General features: G+C 43.1%; 11 protein-coding genes. 4 read left to right on the forward strand and 7 right to left on the reverse strand.

Features of this window, described 5'->3' with window-relative positions:
* Positions 1-104 precede the first annotated feature (104 nt).
* The 4 genes from ttcA to JJQ94_RS16135 all read right to left on the reverse strand — a co-directional run bounded on the left by ttcA (position 105) and on the right by JJQ94_RS16135 (position 4,517).
* Positions 105-998, reverse strand: coding sequence for a tRNA 2-thiocytidine(32) synthetase TtcA (gene ttcA / locus JJQ94_RS16120; RefSeq protein ID WP_010373971.1), 894 nt, complete (start codon positions 996-998; stop codon positions 105-107).
* A 163-nt stretch (positions 999-1,161) separates the two neighbouring features.
* Entirely contained in the window at positions 1,162-2,298 is a 1,137-nt protein-coding gene (locus JJQ94_RS16125) for an ABC transporter permease (protein WP_099028756.1), read from the reverse strand.
* Positions 2,295-3,029, reverse strand: a complete 735-nt coding sequence (locus JJQ94_RS16130; protein WP_099028757.1) for an ABC transporter ATP-binding protein — start codon at positions 3,027-3,029, stop codon at positions 2,295-2,297. The genes JJQ94_RS16125 and JJQ94_RS16130 overlap by 4 nt, the downstream gene beginning before the upstream one ends.
* 3 nt (positions 3,030-3,032) lie before the next feature.
* Complete coding sequence (locus JJQ94_RS16135; RefSeq protein ID WP_099028758.1) at positions 3,033-4,517, reverse strand: alpha/beta hydrolase; 1,485 nt, start codon at positions 4,515-4,517, stop codon at positions 3,033-3,035.
* 89 nt (positions 4,518-4,606) lie between these two features.
* Here JJQ94_RS16135 and JJQ94_RS16140 point away from each other — a divergent pair, with 89 nt between their 5' ends.
* From JJQ94_RS16140 to JJQ94_RS16150, 3 genes are read left to right on the forward strand one after another with little or no spacing between them, the layout of a single operon-like run.
* On the forward strand, positions 4,607-4,978 hold the full coding sequence (locus tag JJQ94_RS16140) for a GntR family transcriptional regulator (RefSeq protein ID WP_099028759.1): 372 nt from the start codon (positions 4,607-4,609) through the stop codon (positions 4,976-4,978).
* Positions 4,978-5,811 (forward strand): ABC transporter ATP-binding protein, encoded by an 834-nt coding sequence (locus JJQ94_RS16145; protein ID WP_099028760.1) that lies wholly within the window; start codon positions 4,978-4,980, stop codon positions 5,809-5,811. Before JJQ94_RS16140 ends, JJQ94_RS16145 begins: the two co-directional genes overlap by 1 nt.
* Positions 5,808-7,061 (forward strand): hypothetical protein, encoded by a 1,254-nt coding sequence (locus JJQ94_RS16150; protein ID WP_099028761.1) that lies wholly within the window; start codon positions 5,808-5,810, stop codon positions 7,059-7,061. The genes JJQ94_RS16145 and JJQ94_RS16150 overlap by 4 nt, the downstream gene beginning before the upstream one ends.
* A 132-nt stretch (positions 7,062-7,193) precedes the next feature.
* Here JJQ94_RS16150 and JJQ94_RS16155 read toward each other — a convergent pair whose 3' ends face one another.
* Positions 7,194-7,736, reverse strand: a complete 543-nt coding sequence (locus JJQ94_RS16155; protein WP_010373955.1) for a TIGR00645 family protein — start codon at positions 7,734-7,736, stop codon at positions 7,194-7,196.
* A gap of 191 nt (positions 7,737-7,927) precedes the next feature.
* On the opposite strand from JJQ94_RS16155, the gene JJQ94_RS16160 reads away from it, so the two are divergent.
* Complete coding sequence (locus JJQ94_RS16160) at positions 7,928-8,170, forward strand: hypothetical protein (protein ID WP_010373953.1); 243 nt, start codon at positions 7,928-7,930, stop codon at positions 8,168-8,170.
* Between the two features lie 137 nt (positions 8,171-8,307).
* On the opposite strand, the gene topA is transcribed toward JJQ94_RS16160, so the two are convergent.
* Together topA and JJQ94_RS16170 are read right to left on the reverse strand one after the other, a co-directional pair.
* Positions 8,308-10,953 (reverse strand): type I DNA topoisomerase, encoded by a 2,646-nt coding sequence (topA, locus tag JJQ94_RS16165; RefSeq protein ID WP_099028762.1) that lies wholly within the window; start codon positions 10,951-10,953, stop codon positions 8,308-8,310.
* Between the two features lie 251 nt (positions 10,954-11,204).
* Entirely contained in the window at positions 11,205-14,189 is a 2,985-nt protein-coding gene (locus tag JJQ94_RS16170) for a hypothetical protein (RefSeq protein WP_236596493.1), read from the reverse strand.
* Positions 14,190-14,245 lie beyond the last annotated feature (56 nt).

Here is a 14,245-nt window from a genome sequence, read left to right on the forward strand (position 1 = left end):
AGTGAAAGATGTTGGAGAGCAAAAGTAGTTAAGTAATAAAATACCAATTATTGAGTTTTAGACTAGGCCTATCAGACCTAGTCTGGAAAAATCATTGCTGAGAATTAAATATTGGTTACATCAATAAACAATGATTCATCAATGTTTGTCGAGGAAACCACAGCTTCATTAAAATCATAAGCTTCTCGCTCACCGTCTCTATCAAGAGGCAGACTTTCGAAGTCAAAGAGTTCAGTGTCAGCCAGTTGGCTTGGACTAACATTTTGAATTGATTTGAAAATATTCTCTACTCGACCAGGTGTTTTCTTATCCCACTCTACCAACATAGATTTAATGTTTTGACGTTGCAGATTTTCTTGCGAGCCACATAGGTTGCACGGAATAATAGGAAAATCTTTATGCTCTGCGTATTGAATGAGATCTTTTTCACGCGCATAAGTGAGCGGGCGGATCACCACATTACGACCATCATCAGAGCGTAGCTTGGGTGGCATCGCTTTCATTCTTGCGCCGTAGAACATGTTTAAAAACAGCGTTTCAACGATATCATCTAAGTGATGACCCAGTGCGATTTTAGTTGCGCCAATCTTTTCCGCAAATGAGTACAAAGTACCACGACGCAAGCGTGAACAAAGGCCACAAGTCGTTTTGCCCTCTGGTACTTTCTCTTTTACGACTGAGTAAGTATCTTTATCAATGATGTAATAAGGAATGTCTAACGTTTCGAAGTACTCAGGCAAAATATGCTCTGGGAACCCAGGCTGCTTTTGATCCAGATTGACCGCCACCACATCAAAGTGAATTGGTGCCGCCTTTTTTAGGCTAAGTAAAATATCCAGCATGGCGAATGAATCCTTACCACCGCTGATACAAGCCATCACCACATCGCCTTCTTCGATCATATTATAATCTTTGATGGCGTTGCCGACATTACGGCGCAGACGCTTTTGCAGCTTATTAAACTCTAAAACTTCTTTGCGATTATCTTGCTCTGTCATGGTGTTAGGTGCCGTATTCATACTTACTCAACTGTGTACTGTGGGCGTTATCACGCTAGTACATTACTACATCAATTATGGGGCGCCGATTATACGTGAAATTAAGATGAGGTAAAATACAAAAATGGCGCCGCTCTGGGCGCCATTGTTGGGAACTAATAAATTAAAGGCCGAACACTACCTTTTCACTTTTTAGCATACGACTACTCAGGTAGGTGAAAATAGCAAACAACCCTAGCGTTACCGCGCTCGACAATAATAGTTGTGGTACCGGTATCGCATTGCCTTTGATGATTTCAATCATTGCGTTTTGCTGCGCTGCGATCGGCATCCACTGCATAATGTCGGTAGCAATATCATAGGTCGTTGCCATACTCATCATTACCGGAATGAACAGCGCCATCGCTACATAAGATTGCGCTTCTTTAAATGATTTAGCTAAGAAAGAGATAAATATCAATAAACTGGCTGACATTAGCGCAATAGGCAGGCCAATTATAATTGCCGAAATAATGAATTTAGGACCAATAATCACCGTAAAGCCCATCATTTCCCAAGGCACCATATTATAGGCGAACTTAGATACTATGGTGGTTAACACTAAGGCAATGATAGAGAAACCTGCAATTGCCCCCACTTTAGCTAATACAATATGCATAGTACTGATCGGGTGGCTAAGTAATAGCTGTAAAGAGTTGCGTTCACGCTCCCCTGCACTACTGTCAATTGCCATACCCATCGCCGCATAAAATAGTGAAATAATAATAGATAACGTTGCAATACCTAATACGAAGCCCCCTTTCGAGGCCGGTGTCGCTTGGTCATGAGTTTGGACATCTATCGCACGTGCAATTGTCGGATCGATACCACGCGCTACTAAACGCAATGAAGCAACTTCGCTGTTGTATAACATGAGGTTACGCTCTAGTCGGTTAATTGATGAACGTAACTTTTGCTCCGATTTATCAGCGATGATAAATACCGTCGCGCTCTTACCTTGCATCATATTTTCTTGGTAATCTTCGCTGATCTCCAAGGTAATAGCTTTAGCCTCTTCGCCTTCACCATGTTCAATTTCTCTACTCGCTAAAAATTGTACTAAGTTGGGCGCATTCTCCGCATTATTAATGGTGATTTTGAGTGCATCAGGCGAAGCCATTTGCTTAAACATGACGGTAAATAATACACACATTAGAATAGGTGCACCGATGCAATAGTAAAGGCCAGCCATCACCGAACGTTTGTCGCGACTTGCGTCTAACACTTCTTTTTTAAATAAAACTGAGATTAATTTCATCATGCTGCAATTCCTTCATCTGTACCTATCAGGGTAATGAAAGCTTCCTCAAGCGACGCTTTACCTGTTTGTTCACATAGGGCCTCTGGAGAACCTTCCGCGACCACTTTGCCTTTCGCCATGACCACCACATGATCACAAAGTGCTGCAACTTCTTGCATCACGTGGCTAGAAAATAAGACACAGTGACCTTGCGCCTTAAGCATCAACAACAAATCCCGTAACACTCTGGTACTCATTACATCTAAACCACGTGTTGGCTCATCAAGTACAATGTTTGTCGGTTTATGCACGATTGCCTGCGCCAACGCCGTTTTCATTCTTTGGCCTTGTGAAAAGCCTTTACAGCGTCTATCCGCGATATCCAACATTTGTAGTTTTTCCAATACTTCTTGCGTCGCGGCAGCGGCCGATTTTGCGTCCATGCCACTTAGTTCAGCGTAAAACTGGGTATATTCACGCGGTGTCATGCGCTCGTAAAGCCCACACGGGTCTGGGAACAATCCTAATTGTTGTTTTGCTCGGGTTGGCTCTTTGGCAACATCAATACTATCGATAGACGCCATACCTTGATCAGCTTGGAGCAGGCCAAATACGGTCCGTAAACAAGTCGTTTTACCAGCCCCATTGGGTCCCAATAGTCCCGTAATTTGACCATCACGAGCGGTAAATGACAGCCCGTCTAGCGCGTTCACTTCACCAATCTTTTTATATAAGTTATCTACTTGGATCATGAGTTACTCCTTATCAGCGGTTGCTGGGCCATTGATGTTCATAAAGAATTGTTTACGTGTATCTTCTTCAAGACAGCTAGTATCAAAGTCTCCCACTGTCTTTTCATCGTAAAACTTAGCAATAAGCTTATTAGCACAGCTTTGCCCTGCGACAATATGCGTAGCCGTTGGTGCAACTAAGTGTGTGGCATTGCTTAGCTTTTCCATCGCAACTTCTGCCCACTTAGCAGGCGTTGCTGGATCTAATCCGCCAGAAAGCAGTAAGGTTGGAATGTCGGACGCAACGGGTTCATAGTAACTACTTGGCACCGGGCTCACATTCCAAATTGGGCATGTCGCATCCAGTCCTGTGATCATCATCTTACCCATATAGTTTTCACTATATTTGGCTTTGTCCGCAGCCGTTAATCGTGGCCAATCTTCCCCACATACAATCGCCTGATGCATCCCCATGGCCAATCCCAGACCGTCTTCACTTGGTGCCATCATGCCAGCTAGTGGAGCAAGGTTACCGTTAGTCGCTTCACTAATCGCAAGCGGCACCAATGCACGGAAGGAATGAGAGTAAAGCGCCATCCTAATCGCGCTAAATAGCTTCATTTTGGTCATCGTCATCGCAAGCGGTTTGCTGGTTCTTGGATGAAGTACAGAAACTTCTATCGGCGTTTGCTCTACTTGATTAAGCAAGCTTTGCCATTGCTGCTTTAGATTCGGATAACTATTTGCACATTTTTTATCGGCCTCACATTGTGCAAAAAGGGCATTCAATGAGCCTTCTATCGCGCCACCAATCGCCATTAAACTTTGGTTATTGGGTGCAAGACCATCTAACACGGCCGATGCAACACTATCAGGGAACTGTCTCATATACTCAAGTGCGATGCGTGTTCCATATGAGCCACCATATAGGTGTAACTTGCTATAACCAAGCGCGACTCTTACCGCATCAAAATCTTTTGCAGCTGCAACCGTCGTATAATCGGAAAGATCTGCGTCTAGTTTTTCTTTACACTTAAGGGCATCTTCTTTGTAAAAATCGAGACCCAACAAGGTATCATTTAGCGCAAACTGTTGCTCAAGATCATCCATATCGCATTGCAATAGATTTGATTTTCCAGTTCCCCGTTGATCAACAAGTATAATGTCTCTATTTTCTCTTGCGTATTTAAGAATTCTTTCAAAGTTTGCTGCAATTTCAGTGGCCGATTGTCCAGGTCCCCCTGCAAACGCAATAATCGCTTCTTGTGGGTAAAGCGGCTTTATTGCAGGAATAACCATAAAATGAATATCAATTTTTTGTTCTGTTTTGGTTTCACTTAATGGTTGCGAGATTTTTCCGCATTGCGCTCTGTCACTGAGACCTTTTGCATAACAAGCGGATAATTCTGCGGTTGATGTTGCCGCTTGTAATGGCAGCACAGTTCCTAAAACGAGAGGAAGCAGCGCTAGCTTTACTAAGCTTTTCTTAAACTTAAATGGCTTTTTCATAGTTATTTCCTTGTTGACTCACGGTCAGTATGCTAACTTTAAGTGAGTGTATCAGTGTATTATTGTATTAATACAGTAGAATTAGAGTAATGCTAGATCTTATTCATGTCAACCCCAACAGCGCAGAGCCGATTTATAAGCAGCTATTTGATCAGATAGTGCGTTTAATTGTGTCTGGTAAAGCGCAAGCCGGAGAAGAGCTACCTTCTGTAAGAAAGCTAGCTGAGCACTTCTCGGTAAATCCGATGACCGTCTCTCGGGCTATCGGGCAACTTGTCGATCAAGGTTGGCTTGAACGAAGACGCGGCCAGCCGACACGCGTTGCACAGCAGCAAACTACACAACAGACCGATAATCTACTCCATAAAAACCTAGATATTTTAATTAGTGATGCGAAACAGCTTGGGATCAATAAGACTGAATTGATATCATTGATTGATAAAAATTGGGGACAAGAATAATGACAAGCCCACTACTACAATTCACTAAAATCCATAAACAATTTGCCGACAAGCCGGTTCTTGAAGACATAAATCTTATTATTGAACCTGGCATGGTTATGGGTTTACTAGGACGAAACGGGGCCGGTAAAACGACACTACTGCGAATTGCACTTGGGTTAATCGAACAAAATAGTGGTGAGGTTAGCTGCCTCAATAGTAGCAACCTCGAGCTGAGCCCTACGTGCAAAAGCCAAATTGGCTATGTGCCACAACAGCCCTGTGGCTATCAAGGTTTTAAAGTCAAAGAGGCCCTCGTACTGCACCGCAGCTTTTATCCAAATTGGGATATTACACTTGAGCAAGAATGGCTTTCTCGCTTCGAGTTAGACGAAAACAAGCTGGTAAGTAACCTTTCAGTTGGCCAACAACAAAGCTTAGCGTTGATAATGGCGATGTCGTACCGACCTAAGTTACTGATCCTTGACGAGCCAGTGTCAAGTCTCGACCCCATTGCACGCCGAGAATTTATGTCGGACTTATTCGAGTTAGCACTTGAGTCCGGCTCTGGTGTACTTTTCTCCTCGCATATTACATCTGACGTTGAGCGTGTTGCGAGCCACATTGCTATTATTAAAGATGGTAAGGTTTTGGTTACTGGCGAATTAGATACACTAAAGGAACAAATTAGGCTTGTTCCACATCATCTTACAAGTAATCTGCCATCAGGACGCTTACTTCATCAATCTGAACGTTTTAGCATTTATCAAACTCACGACAGTGCAAACTGGTCAGCAGACCTACAGCAAAGCCATAACAACCTTGAGCAGCTCTTTGTGGAGCTACACGCATGAGTACATTAACTCAGCGCAATTGGTGGACAGGATTTTCCGGGTTTTGGCTGCGAGAGTGCGGCTCAGCAAATTTTTTCATTCCAGGGGCCTTAGCGTCTATCGCTTCACCGTTGTTAACCTTGATAGAAGATCAAAATATACAAACATTTAGTTTGGTCTTTTCAATCAGCGCTTTATGGATGGCTTTTTGTTGGCAGTTAGTGAAGTTGCAAGCACAGGAAAGCGCATTACTGTTCCCTGCAATTAAACAGCACATATACTTGCAAGGTACGGTAATTCTGATCATTGGCTACCTACTCAATGCCCTTGCACTTCTCAACCGCCCCGCACCTGAAGTTGCCTATGCCATGTTATTTGCAACGAGTTTTGGCGGTAGCTTCTTTTTACTATGTATTCGAAATAGTGTGTATTTCAGACATAATAGTTACGTTTTTATGCTCGCACTCGTGCTCGCTATGTTTTTTGGCGATACCCCACAAATTTTAGCACTGCTTGCCGTTCCCCTTATGGTAATGGGAACATACCTGTTAGTGACACGGACCCATCACTGCCAATGGCATCATTTGGCATATCAAACCTACATAAATAATATTCAAACAGGGTGGCTCCCAAGCAATACCTTCGCACCAGACTTCCTCACTCAGGGGTTTAGACAATTTTTTATGCCAATGAGCTATTTTGCGGGTAATCTGTTGATACAAACCTGTCAGATATTGCTTGTCTCTGGGCTATTAGCGATTGTGGCAAGTGGTTTTTTTGGTGTCACACTCCATTTTGTTATCGGCTTTACCGATATGCTTGTTCTGATGGTCGCTATTTTTGTCTGTTGGTCCAAACTACAAACGAAAATGACATGGGATCAACTATACCTACTCCCCATCTATTCAAGCCTTAAAGCGATAAAGCAGGCTTACCACGCCTCTGCGGTTAAACTTGGGTTTTGCTTAGCCTTGTTTCAACTTTTAGTATTGCTAGCTTGTAGCTTCTTTTCCACATTCGAGACTGTGGCTTTCTACTTAGTGATATTTACAGGCTCTGTAGCGGGGTTTGTTCTTTGCGTAGCGCTAGGAAGCATGATTAAAAGCGCCCTTGCGTTGTCGCTTTCATGCATGTTCGTAGTTATTTTGCATAGTGCGTTTAAATCTTACCTGTTAAATCACGAACAATCAGCAGCCACCCTATATCTATTATTAGGTTACGTTGTGATAGCTACTTCACTGCTTTTTTATAGTAATAAGCAGTTTGATTAAGAAGTGCTCGGATCCGAGATGTCGTTAGTAGAGCCGTGACGCTAGCGCTTGAACCATCAGAGACCGTGCTGGTAAGAATAAAGGAGTGATAGTGAGCATAAGTCGATTATCACTCTTTTAAAACAGCTATATTTAATGGGAGTGGGTTCGACTATTAATAAAATCGGTGACCGAAAACAACACCCCAGAGATCACGAAAGTAATGTGTATGCCTACTTTCCAAGCAAGCTGTTCACTGGTTAAATCTTGAGAATGAATAAAGACCTTGAGCAACTCTACGGCAGATATCGCCACGATGGCGCTGATCAGCTTGATTTTAAGCCCTGAGAAGCCAACTTTCCCCATCCAAGTCGGTTTGTCTTCTTGTGGTTCGACATTAAGCTTAGAAACAAAATTCTCGTAGCCACTAAAAATAATGATGATCAACAACCCGGCCAGTAAAGCCGTATCAACCAATGTTAAGATACCAATGAGTAACTCTTGATTTGTCGCTGTAAGCGCACTGATGGTCATCACATAAAGCTGTTTAAAGAACTTAAGTAACAGCAACACAATCGCGAGTAGTAGGCCAACAAAGAACGGCGCTAACAGCCATCGTCCTTTAAATAAGGTTCTTTCTAAGAGATGTTCATAACGATTAAATTGCTCATTCTCGGACTTTGTTTCTTGCTCCATGTTTTTGATTTTCACCATCTTTAGTAAGTTTGACTGAACCTATAAATGTAGCATCAACGCTTATATTTCTCACCATTTATTAATGTAAATTTGAATCAATTTTCTGCTCTTAAAGAGAAAATTAATTCGTTTTCCTTATTTTAAATTTTGCTTTAAAACATGCTTGTTCTTTCAACTAATAGGTAACACGAATGAAAACCTTAGTTTCATCATTAATCGCTCTATCTCTTTTTGCTTGTGTACAAGTACAAGCCGATGAAGAGTTACCAGTAGCGCCTGCAGATTTGGTTCAAGAGTTAACTCAAATGTGCCTTGATTGGGCAAAAGATGATGATGTACAAGCATCTGAGATGAAAAAATATGTTTTGAATTGCGTTAACGACGAGCTAGAAGCAACTGGCTATCAAAAAGTCAAAGACGTAAACATTAAATAATACCAGTTCGCTTAATTAAGTGATGGCATTCATGATGAAAAGGCCGCTCAATACGTTGAGCGGCCTTTTGTTTTTAATAACATTTTGGACAAAATATCCATTGCATCCGAAGACGCTTATCGATGTTTAGCTAGCTGTTAAGCTTTCTTTTTCTTGGTAGTTTTCTCTTCTTCTACCCATTTACCATTGCTATACGTCGCTTTCCAACCCGTCGCTTTACCATCCACTTCTGTCATCACATATTGTGTCTTGGTTTTTCTAGAGTAGCGAACAATCGCAGGATTACCATCCGAGTCTTGCTCAGGCGCATCAGCCAAATAATAGAATTTAGGTGAAATTCTATCTCTAAAGCGTTTTAGCTCCGATACTTTAGGAGCACGCGTTTCACGTGACTTAGGGAATGTGTGCGCCGCTAAGAAAATACCTGAAGCGCCATCTCGAAGCACAAAATGCGCGTCCGATTTTTCGCATTCTAGTTCCGGTAGCGGAACTGGATCTTCTTTCGGTGGTGCAGCTTCACCGTTTTTCAATAGCTTACGTGTATTTTTACAGTCTTCATTTGTACAACCAAAATACTTACCAAAACGGCCAGATTTAAGCTGCATATCCGAACCACACTTGTCACACTCAATCAGTGGTCCATCGTATCCTTTGATCTTAAATGCACCTGTCTCAATAACATAGCCCTTGCACGCGGGGTTATTACCACATACATGGAGCTTTTTCGTTTCATCAATAAGGTATGAGTCCATTGCCGTTTCGCAAATTGGACAACGTTTCATATGACGAAGTGATTCAGCTTCCGCCTCTTCATCCGCATCCGCGGCAACCGCTTCATCACCAGACACCAAATTAATTGTGGTGGTACAACGTTCTTTTGGCGGCAAGTTATAGCCTGTACAGCCAAGGAATACTCCAGTAGAAGCAGTACGAATACCCATTTTGCGTGAACATGTGGGACAATCTATGTCTGTTTCGACCATCACATTTTGTCGCATACCGCCTTCACTTTCATCGCCAGCTGCAATTTCTAGCTGGTTAGAAAAGTCGGCGTAAAACTTATCAAGTACCTGCGTCCATAAACGTTCGCCCTCTGCGATATCATCAAGGCGACCTTCCATTTTTGCGGTAAAGTCAAAGTCCATTAAATCGTTGAAATTCTCAACGAGTCTGTCAGTTACGATCTCGCCCATTTTTTCAGCGTAAAAACGGCGGTTTTCAACTCGAACATAACCACGGTCCTGAATCGTCGAAATGATAGCAGCATAGGTAGATGGACGACCAATACCACGCTTTTCTAATTCCTTAACTAAGCTTGCTTCGCTGAAACGTGCTGGTGGTTTAGTAAAGTGCTGCTTAGGATCAATCGCAATAAGATCAAGCTTGTCGCCAACTGAAACACTTGGAAGCGCCTGCTCCTCTTCATTTTTCTTACGAACAGCCGGCTGTACACGTGTCCAACCATCAAAACGTAGCACGCGACCTTTCGCTTTTAACGTGTAATCTTCCGCGGCGACGGTCAGCGTCGTTAGGTCATACTCTGCGGGCATCATCTGACACGCCACAAACTGACGCCAAATAAGCTCATAGAGCTTCTTAGCATCTGCCTCTATGCCGTCTAAACGACCTGATAAGATCGTCACATCAGAAGGACGAATTGCTTCGTGCGCTTCTTGTGCGTTGCCTTTTGCGGAATAACGCAGTGGTGCTTCTGGAAGATACTTACTGCCAAATTCACTATCGATATAGCCACGACACATTTCTAACGCGTCATTTGATAAGTTCGTCGAGTCCGTACGCATATAGGTGATGTAACCCGCTTCGTATAGACGCTGCGCTAACATCATGGTTTTCTTTACGCCATAGCCTAAACGAGTACTTGCCGCTTGCTGCATTGTCGAGGTAATAAATGGCGCACTTGGCTTACTCTTGCTTGGCTTTTCTTCAACCTTGACCACTTCGTAAGCACTGTTTTCAAGCACTTGTACGGCAGTATCAGCCTGCGCTTTATTTACTGGCTTAAATGCTTCGCCTTTAAACTTAGTAACCGCTAGGCGAATATCATCTTTTGTTGCTTTAACATCGGCGTGAATATCCCAAAACTCTTCTGGAATAAACGCTTTAATCTCACGCTCTCGCTCAACAAGTAATCTCACAGCAACAGATTGTACGCGACCTGCCGATAACCCTCTTGCTACTTTTTGCCAAAGCAGCGGGGACACCATAAAGCCAACAACACGGTCAAGGAATCGTCTTGCCTGCTGCGCATATACCATGTCGGTGTTAAGGTCACCAGGCGCTTCAAACGCTTGGGTTATCGCGTTTTTGGTGATCTCGTTAAAGACTACACGCTTATATTTGCTCTCATCGCCACCGATAATCTGCTCAAGGTGCCAAGCAATGGCTTCCCCTTCTCTATCCAAATCGGTTGCGAGATAGATATGGTCAGCATCCTCAGCAAGTTTCTGTAGTTCTTGAACTACTTTTTCTTTACCCGGCAAAATTTCGTAATGCGGTTCCCAACCCTTCTCAGGATCAATCCCCATCCTCGCAACTAAATTTGCATAATCTTTTTGCTTTTTATATTGCGCTTTTTCTTCAGGTGACATTTTACGTACTTCAGCTGGCGACTTAGTTGCCAAGCCTTTCGTTTTACCTGCCCCTGAGGTAGGAAGATCTCGAACATGACCTACACTGGATTTAACAATGTAATCCTTGCCGAGGTATTTATTGATTGTTTTTGCCTTCGCGGGAGACTCTACAATTACTAGCGATTTGCCCATAGCTGCCTATTTTTGACCGATTCTGTCTGATGTTTGCCCTTACTTGGGCGTTAAATTATTTATAGGTATATCTACAAACACCTATTGTTACAAGCTAAAAATACTAACTTTTCCCTGATCACCGAATTATTATCCAATTTATGTACAATATTCAGCCAATTTAGGGACGCATTCATATATATAAGGTTAAGGCACGGGAATATAAAGGAATAGAAACAAAAATGCCAACCCGAAAGTTGGCATTTGTTGAATTATCCAGCGTCTGTAACGCTTATTCCGATTGATTGTGTCTTTCGTTCGTCATCATCATCTCCCAAAGCTGGGAAAGTAAATTTGATCCCTAATACGCCAGAAAGTTTGTTGTTTGGCTCAGCTTCCCTCGCCAAAGTAACGTTGAAGAAGTTTGGCTTATCACTTGTGTAGTTCCCTAAGGTGCCAGACACACTTCCACTGGTCAACTCACCGTTATTTGTTGAAATCTCGACTTCTGTACCTGCAGGAAGCGGATTACCAAACTCATCAGTGAAATAAATTGTAATAGGAATAGCTGACGGGCTGCCTGCCGCCGTGAAATCTACACTGGCGAGATCGCACACACCGTCTACGCCAGATGGTTCAAGCACTAGGCCATTTCCACTTGGACACGCATTAGAACCAGCAAGCGAAGCCGGCACTGTAAACCGCACAAAAGCATTATCTCCAGACATTATCAATTCAAATTGTCTGTATACATTAACTAGCTCTTTAGTACATTCTCCTGCGGCTTCGGCGGCTTCTGAACAAAGCAAACCATTATATTTGCCGTCCCCTTCATAAATATTGTTGCCATCGATATCAAAATCAAAGCGACCATTATTATTGCTATCCACCCACCAGTCGTCATGACCGCCATTTACAGTTCCCGTTGGAGAACAAGGTCCAGTGTTTGCGGCAGAATCACAATTCTCTTTGTCAAAACGACCGTTTTCATTGGTATCTAGGAATGCTTCTGTAAGGTCAAACTCTTGGCGATATTCGCCAATGTCGAACCGACCATTACGGCGCTCTACTCCACCGCTTGATTGCTCATCTCTGAAGTTTTCTTGGCCTTTAACAAAAGCCAACACACTTACACGCCCACCCATAACAATTCGTCTAAGTGCAGTTGTAGCGCCATCGTTCGACGAAGCGTCTTTTTGTCTTAGCATGCCATTAATACATGGTGCAGCATTACCAAAATATGGGTCACAGTTCCAATTAGCTGAGCTTTGCTTTTGAGTATTTGATAATGTAGCTGCTAGTCTAGGTGCTACCGCTTCAAAGGTATTCACATTACCGTCTATATCACCAATGCGGTTACCCCAACGATATTCATAGAAAGGTCTATCTCCTTGGCTACGCCACACCACAGTACAAGCAGCATTATTCGTTCTACAATCGTAAGTGTCCTCAGACTCAGTACTACCAATAGCACCGGCTTCAGCAATCACAGTTGCAGCAACGCCATCAGCATTAAACTGATTGAATTGATCACCAAAGAACAAGGTAATATTTGTTGTTACCCCATTATAATTAAGCGAGTTGGTATTGAATGTAACAGGGGAAGCGTCAAAGGTATCCTGATCGGTGACACCTGAGCTTAAAATTAATCCTGACGATACACCAAATATCTGCTCACTTAATGGGATAGTATGCATAACACCTGCGGGACAGCGGGCATCGTCGTTTGATGCATCTGCATCATTACATGCTTTGGCGATATCCGTCCAACAGGTAATCGCATCACCTTCAGGTAAATTCACGTAAGATTCTTCTGGGATATAACACGCACTGACAACGAGCGGACCTGGCACAATACCAGACTTAACCGTTGTTCTTACAATACCATTTGCATTGGTGTTTCCGGTAATTTGCGTCAGCGATGCAAGACCTTGCTCATCTGACAATCTAAAGTCGACTCGCGCTCGTGGAATTGCAAGGTTATCTTCATCTACCAGTTTAAAGCTCACAACAGATTGGGTTGGTAAGCCGCCTTCACCAGGGGGTAAAGCAATAAACTGATTAAACCCATCTTCCTCAGGTAAAAACTGTACCGCTTGTGCAAGCGCGCTATCCACTTCAATAATCGTTTCTTGATTTATTGGAGAGCTGCCGTTTTGGATAGTAACAGAAATTCTATCTTCGCCTTGGCAACCTTTAGCACGGTATGTAGAACGGGCGATACCATTTGAGGTATTTACCGTTTCATCTAATTCTGCAAGCGCAGGGGTTGCTGCGGAACAAGCTGAGCTAAATGCAACTTCAACAGCGCTATTGATTAATGCCCCATTCTGATCCTTTAGCGTCACAGTAATAACCGTACTCCCACCTGCGGAAAGCTTTTGTTGGACACCATTACCATCAACCAAACCGTTGTCAATCGTAACATTCAACTGAGCAACACCAACATTAAAATTGATAGTCTGAGTGACATCGACATAATCTGGAGAGTTTACGGTAATAGTACCTGCGCCACCTTGGTTACCAGGCTGAAACTTTAGGATTGCAATACCAAAAGAATCCGTTAACGCGGTGCCTGTCGATGGTAAAATAGCCCCTAAAGTAGTCTCAGCGCTAATTAACGCGTTGGCAATGGCATCACCAGTTTGGCTAGATGTCATTTTGATGAATACATCAGCCGTCTCGTTTGATGATACTTGATTGACGCGAGTACACCCAGCAGCGATCGGATCTATCATTGCCTGATCTCGGCTATCATCCCAACCTGGAGGGCATTTACTTAATAACATGACCTCAAGTTTTGCTGACGCGGTTACATTACCGTCATCACCACCACCTTGAGAGGTAAAATCAAAAGATCTCGTCGCAGTATTATCACCCTGAGTGTAAGTCGCCGTAATACGTCCAGCACCTACAGTAGCCGTTACTTTTAAAGTAATTGACGCCTTACCCTCAGTATTTGTAAGCACAGACCCTGAGCTGGGTTCCATGGTTGCAAATTCGTCGCTCTCAAAAACGACTCGACTATTTGCCAGAGGGCTACCATCTTTTGTTAACGTGGCAGTGATTACTAGAGGAGATGAAGATGAAAGTGTATTCGTTGAATTACCACTAGTATCCGCTCCAGCAAGCGTAATGGCATAAGTACCATCGCTACCATCATCACCATTACCATTATCTGTATCTTTTTGGATACTGCCGCCGCCACCGCACGCGGTCAGTAAGAATGCTAGCATCAGCATGCTAAAATAGCGCATCAAGGGCATTCACCTATCTCCCTAGCTAAGTTAATTTTATTATTGTTCAATAGTAA

It is taken from the genome of Pseudoalteromonas sp. GCY (assembly GCF_016695175.1).
In the GTDB taxonomy this organism is placed as follows: Bacteria; Pseudomonadota; Gammaproteobacteria; order Enterobacterales; family Alteromonadaceae; genus Pseudoalteromonas.

What these genes read in the sequence shown, in the direction of transcription:
- JJQ94_RS16125 (WP_099028756.1), bottom strand. Translation starts at nt 2,298, where the DNA reads ATGATGAAATTAATCTCAGTTTTATTTAAAAAAGAAGTGTTAGACGCA.
- topA (WP_099028762.1), bottom strand. Translation starts at nt 10,953, where the DNA reads ATGGGCAAATCGCTAGTAATTGTAGAGTCTCCCGCGAAGGCAAAAACA.
- JJQ94_RS16130 (WP_099028757.1), bottom strand. Translation starts at nt 3,029, where the DNA reads ATGATCCAAGTAGATAACTTATATAAAAAGATTGGTGAAGTGAACGCG.
- JJQ94_RS16145 (WP_099028760.1), top strand. Translation starts at nt 4,978, where the DNA reads ATGACAAGCCCACTACTACAATTCACTAAAATCCATAAACAATTTGCC.
- JJQ94_RS16150 (WP_099028761.1), top strand. Translation starts at nt 5,808, where the DNA reads ATGAGTACATTAACTCAGCGCAATTGGTGGACAGGATTTTCCGGGTTT.
- JJQ94_RS16170 (WP_236596493.1), bottom strand. Translation starts at nt 14,189, where the DNA reads ATGCGCTATTTTAGCATGCTGATGCTAGCATTCTTACTGACCGCGTGC.
- JJQ94_RS16160 (WP_010373953.1), top strand. Translation starts at nt 7,928, where the DNA reads ATGAAAACCTTAGTTTCATCATTAATCGCTCTATCTCTTTTTGCTTGT.
- ttcA (WP_010373971.1), bottom strand. Translation starts at nt 998, where the DNA reads ATGACAGAGCAAGATAATCGCAAAGAAGTTTTAGAGTTTAATAAGCTG.
- JJQ94_RS16140 (WP_099028759.1), top strand. Translation starts at nt 4,607, where the DNA reads ATGCTAGATCTTATTCATGTCAACCCCAACAGCGCAGAGCCGATTTAT.
- JJQ94_RS16155 (WP_010373955.1), bottom strand. Translation starts at nt 7,736, where the DNA reads ATGGAGCAAGAAACAAAGTCCGAGAATGAGCAATTTAATCGTTATGAA.
- JJQ94_RS16135 (WP_099028758.1), bottom strand. Translation starts at nt 4,517, where the DNA reads ATGAAAAAGCCATTTAAGTTTAAGAAAAGCTTAGTAAAGCTAGCGCTG.